This is a genomic window from Mycobacterium sp. E1386 (genome assembly GCF_001672745.1).
In the GTDB taxonomy this organism is placed as follows: domain Bacteria; phylum Actinomycetota; class Actinomycetes; order Mycobacteriales; family Mycobacteriaceae; genus Mycobacterium.
Genome location: NZ_LZKH01000021.1, coordinates 1 through 9,424, shown reverse-complemented (window position 1 = coordinate 9,424; position 9,424 = coordinate 1). Strand labels below are relative to the sequence as shown.

Annotated in this window: 8 protein-coding genes and 2 pseudogenes; 5 read left to right on the top strand and 5 right to left on the bottom strand. The window is 67.5% G+C overall.

Going from position 1 to position 9,424, the window contains the following annotated elements; genetic code table 11:
- The 3 genes from A5709_RS02500 to A5709_RS02490 all read left to right on the top strand — a co-directional run.
- On the top strand, positions 1–1,932 hold a 1,932-nt coding region (locus A5709_RS02500), incomplete at its 5' end, for a multifunctional oxoglutarate decarboxylase/oxoglutarate dehydrogenase thiamine pyrophosphate-binding subunit/dihydrolipoyllysine-residue succinyltransferase subunit (protein WP_082973750.1).
- A 128-nt stretch (positions 1,933–2,060) separates the two neighbouring features.
- Positions 2,061–2,888: an SDR family oxidoreductase gene (locus A5709_RS02495; RefSeq protein WP_067945165.1), complete on the top strand. Its 828-nt coding sequence runs from the start codon at positions 2,061–2,063 to the stop codon at positions 2,886–2,888.
- 67 nt (positions 2,889–2,955) lie between these two features.
- The gene (locus A5709_RS02490; protein ID WP_068117730.1) at positions 2,956–3,807 is read left to right on the top strand and encodes an SDR family oxidoreductase; all 852 of its coding nucleotides are present in this window, start codon (positions 2,956–2,958) and stop codon (positions 3,805–3,807) included.
- A gap of 8 nt (positions 3,808–3,815) precedes the next feature.
- Here A5709_RS02490 and A5709_RS02485 read toward each other — a convergent pair whose 3' ends face one another.
- The 3 genes from A5709_RS02485 to A5709_RS02475 form a co-directional block, all read right to left on the bottom strand.
- A complete protein-coding gene (locus tag A5709_RS02485; protein ID WP_068117726.1) occupies positions 3,816–4,682 on the bottom strand; it encodes a glycine betaine ABC transporter substrate-binding protein in 867 nt (288 codons plus the stop codon).
- Positions 4,679–5,875, bottom strand: coding sequence for an NADP-dependent malic enzyme (locus tag A5709_RS02480; protein ID WP_068117725.1), 1,197 nt, complete (start codon positions 5,873–5,875; stop codon positions 4,679–4,681). The genes A5709_RS02485 and A5709_RS02480 overlap by 4 nt, the downstream gene beginning before the upstream one ends.
- A gap of 74 nt (positions 5,876–5,949) precedes the next feature.
- On the bottom strand, positions 5,950–6,939 hold the full coding sequence (locus tag A5709_RS02475) for a malate dehydrogenase (RefSeq protein WP_067945158.1): 990 nt from the start codon (positions 6,937–6,939) through the stop codon (positions 5,950–5,952).
- 194 nt (positions 6,940–7,133) lie between these two features.
- On the opposite strand from A5709_RS02475, the gene corA reads away from it, so the two are divergent.
- The gene (gene corA, locus A5709_RS02470; protein WP_068010938.1) at positions 7,134–8,237 is read left to right on the top strand and encodes a magnesium/cobalt transporter CorA; all 1,104 of its coding nucleotides are present in this window, start codon (positions 7,134–7,136) and stop codon (positions 8,235–8,237) included.
- 3 nt (positions 8,238–8,240) lie between these two features.
- On the opposite strand, the gene A5709_RS02465 is transcribed toward corA, so the two are convergent.
- Both A5709_RS02465 and A5709_RS02460 read right to left on the bottom strand, forming a co-directional pair.
- On the bottom strand, positions 8,241–8,834 hold the full coding sequence (locus A5709_RS02465; protein WP_068117722.1) for a suppressor of fused domain protein: 594 nt from the start codon (positions 8,832–8,834) through the stop codon (positions 8,241–8,243).
- Positions 8,831–9,238, bottom strand: a pseudogene (locus tag A5709_RS02460) (ABC transporter ATP-binding protein); the annotation flags it as partial. The gene A5709_RS02465 and the pseudogene A5709_RS02460, both read right to left, overlap by 4 nt.
- On the opposite strand from A5709_RS02460, the pseudogene A5709_RS02455 reads away from it, so the two are divergent.
- Positions 9,152–9,424, top strand: a pseudogene (locus A5709_RS02455) (ABC transporter ATP-binding protein); the annotation flags it as partial. The pseudogenes A5709_RS02460 and A5709_RS02455 overlap by 87 nt on opposite strands.

Below are 9,424 nucleotides of genomic sequence, written 5' to 3'. Positions count from 1 at the left end.
CTGCAGATGTTCGGCGACAACGACATTCAGGTCTCGTTGACCGCGAACCCCTCGCACCTGGAGGCCGTCGACCCGGTGCTCGAGGGCCTGGTCCGGGCCAAGCAGGACCTGCTGAATCGCGGCGCCCACGACGACGGTGACGAGAAGGCCTTCTCGGTGGTGCCGATGATGCTGCACGGCGACGCCGCCTTCGCGGGCCAGGGCATCGTCGCCGAGACGCTCAACATGGCGGACCTGCCCGGTTACCGGGTCGGCGGCACCATCCACATCATCGTGAACAACCAGATCGGCTTCACCACCGCACCGGAGTATTCGCGATCCAGCGAATACTGCACCGACGTCGCCAAGATGATCGGGGCACCGATCTTCCACGTCAACGGCGACGACCCGGAAGCCTGCGTATGGGTGGCGCAGCTGGCCGTGGACTTCCGGCAGAAGTTCAAGAAGGACGTCATCATCGACATGCTGTGCTACCGCAGGCGCGGCCACAACGAAGGCGACGACCCGTCGATGACCAACCCCGCCATGTACGACGTCGTCGACACCAAGCGTGGCGTTCGCAAGAGCTACACCGAAGCCCTGATCGGTCGCGGCGACATCTCGCTGAAGGAGGCCGAGGACGCGCTGCGCGACTATCAGGGCCAGCTGGAACGGGTGTTCAACGAAGTTCGGGACCTGGAGAAGCACGGCGTCCAGCCGAGCGCATCCGTCGAGGCCGACCAGATGCTTCCCGCGGGCCTGTCGACCGCGGTGGATAAGGCGTTGCTGTCGCGCATCGGCGACGCGTTCCTCGCGCTGCCGGAGGGCTTCAGCGCGCACCCGCGGGTACAGCCGGTGCTGGAAAAGCGCCGGGAGATGGCCTACGAGGGCAAGATCGACTGGGCCTTCGGCGAGCTGCTGGCGCTGGGTTCGCTGGTGGCCGAGGGCAAGCTGGTGCGGCTGTCCGGCCAGGACACCCGGCGCGGGACCTTCTCCCAGCGGCATTCCGTGATCATCGACCGCAATACCGGCGAAGAGTTCACCCCGCTGCAACTGCTGGCGACGAACACCGACGGGACGCCCACCGGCGGCAAGTTCTTGGTCTACGACTCGCCGCTGTCGGAGTACGCCGCCGTCGGCTTCGAATACGGCTACACCGTGGGCAACCCGGACGCCCTGGTGCTGTGGGAGGCGCAGTTCGGCGACTTCGTCAACGGCGCGCAGTCAATCATCGACGAGTTCATCAGCTCCGGCGAGGCCAAGTGGGGTCAGCTGTCCAACGTGGTGTTGCTGCTGCCGCATGGCCACGAAGGCCAGGGCCCCGACCACACCTCCGGCCGCATCGAACGCTTCCTGCAGCTATGGGCGGAGGGTTCGATGACCATCGCGATGCCGTCGACGCCGTCGAACTATTTCCACCTGCTGCGCCGGCACGCCCTCGACGGAATCAAGCGGCCGCTGATCGTCTTCACACCGAAGTCGATGCTGCGCAATAAGGCCGCCGTCAGCGACGTCAGGGACTTCACCGAGATCAAGTTCCGCTCGGTGCTCGAAGAGCCGACCTACGAGGACGGCATCGGTGACCGCACCAAGGTCACCAGGATCCTGCTGACTAGCGGCAAGATCTACTACGAGCTGGTGGCGCGCAAGGCCAAGGACAACCGGGACGACGTCGCGATCGTGCGCATCGAGCAGCTCGCCCCGCTGCCCAAGCGCCGGCTCAACGAGACGCTCGACCGTTACCCCAGCGCCAACGAGTTCTTCTGGGTGCAAGAGGAGCCGGCCAACCAGGGCGCGTGGCCGCGGTTCGGCCTCGAGCTGCCCGAACTGCTGCCCGACAAGCTGACCGGGCTCAAGCGGATCTCGCGCCGGGCCATGTCGGCCCCGTCGTCGGGCTCCTCGAAGGTGCACGCGGTCGAACAGCAGGAGATCCTCGACACCGCGTTCCGCTAGCCGGCGACGGCGGGGCGCGCTAAAGGAGCCGGGGCAATCGAGCCGAGCCCGGGTTCCCACCCGCCGGTACGAGTGACCGCCGGTACCGGCTAGCCTCGACGCAAACGGGCCAACAAGAAAGGGTGCTCATGCAGGGGTTCGCCGGCAAGGTCGCCGTGGTGACGGGTGCGGGTTCGGGAATCGGGCGAGCACTGGCCGTTGAGTTGGCCCGCTCGGGCGCCAAGGTCGCGATCAGCGACGTCGACGTCGACGGCCTGGCCGAGACAGAGGCGCAGCTGAAGGCGATCGGCGCCGAAGTCAAGGCGGATCGGCTCGACGTTACCGAGCGCGAGGCGTTCCTGGCCTACGCCGACGCGGTCAAGGAGCACTTCGGCAAGGTCAACCAGGTCTACAACAACGCCGGCATCGCCTTCACCGGCGACGTCGAAGTCAGCCAGTTCAAGGACATCGAACGGGTGATGGACGTCGACTTCTGGGGCGTCGTCCACGGCACGAAGGCATTCCTGCCGCACCTGATCGCCTCCGGCGACGGCCACGTCATCAACGTCTCCAGCGTGTTCGGGCTGTTCTCGGTGCCCGGGCAGGCGGCCTACAACTCGGCCAAGTTCGCCGTCCGGGGATTCACCGAGGCGCTGCGACAGGAAATGGTGGCGGCCGGGCACCCCGTGGCGGTGACCACCGTGCACCCCGGCGGCATCAAGACCGCGATCGCCCGCAACGCCACCGCCGCCGAGGGACTCGACCAGGCCCAGCTGGCAAGTCTCTTCGACAAACGGCTCGCCAAGACCAGCCCGCAACGAGCCGCCCAGATCATCCTGGATGCCGTGCGCAAGAAGAAGGCCCGTGTGCTGGTCGGCACGGACGCCAAGGTGTTGGACGCCTTGGTGCGGTTGACCGGCTCCGGATATCAGCAGCTTTTTGGGCCCGTCATGGGCCGGTTGATGCCCAAGCACTGACGGGCGCCCCACCGGAGGCTGTCGGCACCGGATAACCTGACGCAGCACGCCAGCACGAGGAGTACGCATGCATGGGTTCGCCGGCAAGGTCGCCGCGGTGACGGGCGCGGGTTCGGGGATCGGCCAGGCGCTGGCCCTCGAACTGGGACGCGCCGGCGCCAAGCTCGCGATCAGCGACGTCGACCTCGAGGGCCTGGCCGACACCGAAGCGCAGTTGAAGGCGATCGGAACGGAAATCAAGACCGATCGCCTCGACGTGACCGAGCGCGGGGCGTTCCTGGCCTACGCGGACGCGGTCAAGGAGCACTTCGGCCAGGTCAACCAGGTCTACAACAACGCAGGCATCACCTTCGTCGGGTCCATCGAAGACAGCCGGTTCGAGGACATCGAACGGGTGATGGACGTCGACTACTGGGGCGTCGTGAACGGCACCAAGGCATTCCTCCCACACCTGATCGCCTCCGGCGACGGCCACGTCATCAACGTCTCGAGCGCGCTCGGCCTGTTCTCGGCTCCCGGCCAGGCGGCTTACGTTTCCGCCAAGTTCGCGGTACGTGGATTCAGCGAGGCGCTGCGACAGGAGATGGTGCGGGCCGGCCATCCGGTGCGGGTCACGACGGTGCACCCGGGCGGGGTCAAGACGGGGTTCGCCCGCAACGCCATCTTCGCCGACGGGCTAGACCAGGACGGCCTGGCCGAGAAGTTCGAGGAAGAGCAGGCCAAGACCACGCCCCAACGGGCGGCCCAGATCATCCTGGGCGCCGTGCAGAAGAACAAGGCCAGGGTGCTGGTCGGACCCGACGTGAAGGCTATGGACCTGGTGGTTCGGCTGACCGGATCGAGACCTGAGCGGCTGCTGGGCGGGCCGGTCATGGCACGCGTGCAGCAAGTGGTACACCAGCTCATGCCCAAGCGCTGACGCCCGCCTCAACGCCCCAGCGGGTGTTCCGCCAACCACCCGCCCGCGACCGCCTGCGGGTCGGCTCCGCCGGCCACCTGGCGGCGCATGTCGACCAGGGCCGCGGTGTCCAGCACGCCGGCGACCTCGTTGATCGCCAGCAGCTGTCGATCGCTCAGCGCGTTCCGGCGATACAGCGGCACCACGTTCTCGGCGCGGATCAGCGCGGGTTTGCCGTCGGCGAGCGCGACGAGGTCGGAGGGGAGGCCGGGGTCGGCGGTGGTCGTCCACCCCGCGGTCAGCTGCCCGGCCCGAATCGCGCCGAACATCGTTGCCTCGTCGGGGAATTCGCGTGGAGCGGGAAGCCGGCAGGTGCCCACGCTCGAAGGGGCCCGCCGCCCGGTGACGGCGCCCACGAGCAGGCCGGCGCAGTGCTTCGGCAGCGTGCTCAAGTCGGCGCTGACATCGCTGCCGCCCCACGCGTTGGCGGTGGCTCCCGTCACCAGCAGGACGGGCTTGTCTTCCGCGGCGGTCGCATAGTCGCCCGCGGCGACACCCTCGGGCAGCGCGGCCACCATCGCGCGGTAGACGTCGGCGTCGGACATCGCCACCGCGCCGGGCTGCAAACTCTCCAGCTTGCGGCCGGTCAGGGCCGGGACGACAGTGAACGCGCCCGAGTCCAGGCGCGCCATCGGATCGTCGGCGGTCTCGGCGCGCGCCGCGAAACCGTATGACCGCAGCGCGGCCACGTAGACGCCGGCCAGCAGGGTCGACTCGGAATCCGTCGCGGAGCCGACCACCAGTTCCGGACGGGCGCGGCGGTCGCCGGCATCCCCGCAGCCGGCCACGACGAGTATGGCGGCGAGCAGCGGCACCGCCAGCCAGCCGGTCCTCACCCCGCGATGTCTGCGGGGTCTGCGGCCAGGGCCACCGCCGTGGCGACCGCATCCCCCACGCGCAGGTCCAGCGGGCTCGGGACAATCCTGTCGAACGCCAGGTCGTCACTGACGACCGAGAAGATCGCCTCGGCCGCGGCCACCATCATCTTTTCGGTGATCCGCCGCGCCCCGACATCCAGCGCACCCCGAAACACGCCGGGGAAGGCCAGCACGTTGTTGATCTGGTTGGGGTAGTCGCTGCGGCCGGTGGCCACCACTGCGGCGTACTTGGCCGCGACCTGCGGATGGATCTCCGGATCGGGATTGGACAGCGCGAAGACGATCGCATCGGGCGCCATCGTGGCGATCATCTCCTCGGGCACCACACCACCCGAAACCCCGAGGAACAGATCGGCGCCGCGCAGCGCTTCCGCCATGCTGCCCGTGAGACCGTCGGGGTTCGTGCGTTGCGCCAGAACGCTCTTCACGCTGTTCATGTCGTCGCGCCCGGTGTGCAGAATCCCGCGCGAGTCCAGCACGGTGATGTCGGAAACACCCATCGCCAGAAGGAGATTCGTGCACGCGACACCCGCTGCCCCGGCACCGGAAACCACTACCCGCAGCGACGTCATGTCGCGACCGAGCAACTTGGTGGCACCCATCAGCGCGGCCAATGCGACGATCGCGGTCCCGTGCTGATCGTCGTGCATCACCGGACAGTCCAGCGCCTCGATGACTCGCCTTTCGATCTCGAAGCAGCGCGGCGCAGAGATGTCCTCGAGGTTGACCGCGCCGAAAGTCGGGCGCAGTCGCACCAAGGTTTCGACAATCTCGTCGGGGTCCTTCGTGTCCAGCACGATCGGGATCGCGTTGAGCCCGCCGTATGCCTGGAACAGGGCGCACTTGCCCTCCATCACCGGCAGCGACGCCGCGGGCCCGATGTCACCCAGGCCCAGCACAGCGCTGCCGTCACTGACGACGGCGACCAGCCGGTTCGCCCACGTGTAACGGGCGGCCTGGGTGCGATCGGCGGCAATCGCGCGACTGACCTGCGCCACACCAGGGGTGTAGGCGATCGACAATGCCCGCTGGGTGTCCAGCGGGGCGGTCAGGCCTACGGAAAGCTTGCCGCCTACGTGTGCCTCGAAGATCTCCGCGTCGGTGATCGCCTGTTCGGCGCGCGTCTGTATCGATTCAATCAACTCGGACACGCGCCCCAGGGTACTGACTACCGATTAGTAGGCCTAATCTGCGCGGGGATGACCTTCGCGACGACCGGGTGGGGTCAGATCAGTCCCAGCTCGGTCACGGCGTTGCGCTCGTCGACCAGCTCGGCGGTGGTCTTGTCGATGCGGCTGCGGGAGAAGTCGTCGATCTCCAGCCCCTGGACGATCGACCAGTCGCCGTCCTTGGTGGTCACCGGGAACGACGACACGATGCCCTCCGGCACGCCGTAGGAGCCGTCGGAGTACACCGCCATCGACACCCAGTCACCGTCCGGGCTGCCCAGCAGCCACGAACGCGCCGCGTCGATGGTCGCCGACGCGGCCGAGGCCGCCGAGGATGCGCCGCGCGCGTCGATGATCGCCGCGCCGCGCTTGGCCACGGTCGGGATGAAGTCGTTCTCGATCCAGTTCTGGTCGCCGACGACCTCGGCGGCGTTCTTGCCGCCGACCTCGGCGTGGAAGATGTCGGGGTACTGGGTGGCCGAGTGGTTGCCCCAGATGGTCATCTTCTTGATGTCGGTGACCTTCGCGCCGGTCTTCTTGGCCAGCTGTGAGATGGCCCGGTTGTGGTCCAGGCGGGTCAGCGCCGAGAACCGCTCCTTCGGGATGTCGGGCGCGTTGCTCAGCGCGATCAGCGCGTTGGTGTTGGCCGGGTTGCCGGTCACGCCGATGCGGACGTCGTCGGCGGCGACGGAGTTCAGCGCCTTGCCCTGGGCGGTGAAGATCGCGCCGTTGGCCTCCAGCAGGTCGCTGCGCTCCATGCCCGGGCCGCGCGGGCGGGCGCCGACCAGCAGGGCAAGGTTGACGCCGTCGAAGATCTTGTTCGCGTCCGCGCCGATCTCGACGCCGGACAGCAGCGGGAATGCGCAGTCGTCCAGCTCCATCACGACGCCCTCGAGCGCCTTGAGCGCCGGCTCGATCTCGAGCAGCCGCAGCTCGATCGGTCGGTCGGGGCCCAGCAGTGCACCGCTCGCCAGGCGGAACAACAGGCTGTAGCCGATCTGGCCGGCGGCGCCGGTGACGGCGACCTTGAGGGGACTTGCGCTCACGTCGAAATGCTCCTTGTGGAGGTAGTCATGCAGATTCGGGTCTCGGCTCGAAACTAGCGCACCCCTCTCGGCCGCCAACCTCCGGTCCGATACCCGGCCCTGTCCGCCGCGCCCGGATCGGCGCGCTTTGCGAGGCCAGGGCGCGTAGCATGAACCACCGCCCGGTCAGACCGAAGCAGCGATCGGAGGTGGATGTGTTCCAGGGTTTTGACGCATTGCCCGAAGCGCTTCGGCCGCTCGCCCACGAGCCGCGCCCGTCGCATCCCGATCCCCAGCCCCACTCGCCCAACGAGACGCTGGTCGACTGCGCCGTCTACGCCGACGGCCACCGGCTGCCCGGGAAATTCAGCTACGTCGCGGCCCGCGACAAGGTGCGCCAGATCGAAATGCTCGGAAACGAGGCCTTCGTCTGGGTCGGTCTGCGCGAGCCCGACCAAACCGAGATGCAGGAAGTCGCGGACCTTTTCGGCATGCATCCGCTCGCGGTGGAGGATGCCGTGTGCGCGCACCAGCGGCCCAAGCTGGAGCGCTATGACGACACGCTGTTCCTGGTGCTCAAGACGGTCAATTACGTTCCGCATGAATCGGTCGCGCAGGCCCGTCAAATCGTCGAGACCGGCGAGGTGATGGTTTTCGTCGGCAAGAGTTTCGTGGTCACCATCCGCCATGGCGAACACGGCGGGCTGTCCGAGGTGCGCAAGCGGATGGAGGCCGACCCCGAGCAATTGCGGCTGGGGCCTTACGCGGTGATGCACGCCATCGCGCATGAGGTGGTGAACCACTACCTCGACGTCAGTCACCTCATCGAATCCGACATCGACAGCATCGAGGAAGTGGCGTTCGCCCCGGGCCGCAAGATCGACGTCGAACCCATCTATCTGCTCAAGCGTGAGGTCGTCGAACTTCGCCGGTGCGTCAACCCGTTGTCCGGGGCGTTTCACCGAATCCAGATGGAGAACAAGGACCTCATCTCCAAAGAGGTGCGGCGCTACCTGCGCGACCTCGCCGACCACCACTCAGAGGCCGCGGACCACATCGCCAGCTACGACGACATGCTCAACTCGCTGATCCAGGCGGCGCTGGCGCGGGTCGGGATGCAGCAGAACAACGACATGCGCAAGATGGCGGCCTGGGCCGGCATCCTGGCGGTGCCCACCATGGTCGCCGCCATCTACGGCATGAACTTCCATTTCATGCCCGAATTGAATTGGACGTGGGGATACCCGGGAGTCATGGCCGCGATGACGTTGACCTGCCTGGTGCTGTACTTCCAGTTCCGGCGCAACAACTGGCTCTAACCATCAATCAGGTTGTGCGGCAGGGCGATTCGGATTCAGCACGTCGACGCCGTCGTTCTGCCACGCCTGTCGCATGGCTTCGGGGCCCTTCAACCGCACCCAGGCCGCTTCGGTCGCGGTGATGGGGGTCGCCGCGAGGAACCGCACCGGGTCGCGGGGCGGTTCCAGCGGCAGGTCATCGATGCCGCTGGGACCCAACAACACCGCGGTGAACGGCACTCGCCCGCCGGGCCGCGCCCACAGCGGCGAGCCGAGATCGACCAACGCGTCGGCGGTCAGCACCAACCCCTCGACGGCCGGCGTCGCGGCCAACACCGCAAGGCTGCGCGCAATCCCGCTGACCTGCCCCGGGTTTCGCAGGCTCAACACGACTTCGGCGCGCGGGCCCCGCGTCTGGTCATCGATCATCTGGGTCGGGTCGGCCATCGGATAGCGAGAACATCCCAGCGACACGTAGTGCACCAGCCCGTCGCTCGCACGGAAGCGCAGTACCTCGATGGGCTCGGTGCCCAGGAAGGTCACGCTCGCCGAATCGGGCTCCGCGCCGGCGAAGTGGCGGCGCAGGTGGGCACGCACCTGGTCCAGGATCCGGCTCACTGCTCCCCAGACGCCGCGATGGTCAGGTTCGCCCCGGTGCCTGCGTCGAAAACGGCGAGCTTCGCGGTATCGAACGCCAGCTCGAGAGACTGTCCCATTGCCGCTTTGGACTCCGCGGGAACCCTTGCGACGAATTGGTTTTCGTGAGCGTGCGCCGCGGCCGCCAGCTCGTCGAGCTGAGCCGAGTGCGCCGCCCACCCCGCGGTGGAGAAGTAGACGAACTTGTCGGCACCCAGCGACTCAACCAAGTCCACCTTCACCTCGAAGCTGAGCGCCCTGATGCGCTGGTACCCATCGATCAAAGCCGCGTCGTGCAGATGCTCGGGCCGCACCCCGACGAGCTCTACGAACATCCGGCCAACCTGTTCGTCGCGGGGTTCATCGGCTCGCCGGCCATGAACTTCTTCCCGGCCACGTTGACGCCGACCGGGCTGACGCTGCCGTTCGGGGAAGTGGTGGTGACACCGGAAGTCCAACAGGTGATCGCGCGACACCCCGCGCCGGAGAGCGTCATCGTCGGGGTGCGGCCCGAGCATCTGCACGACGCGGCTTTGATCGATGGGTACCAGCGCATCAGGGCGCTCAGCTTC

Coding starts and splice junctions, on each gene's coding strand:
- A5709_RS02495 (WP_067945165.1), top strand. CDS start 2,061: ATGCAGGGGTTCGCCGGCAAGGTCGCCGTGGTGACGGGTGCGGGTTCG.
- A5709_RS02490 (WP_068117730.1), top strand. CDS start 2,956: ATGCATGGGTTCGCCGGCAAGGTCGCCGCGGTGACGGGCGCGGGTTCG.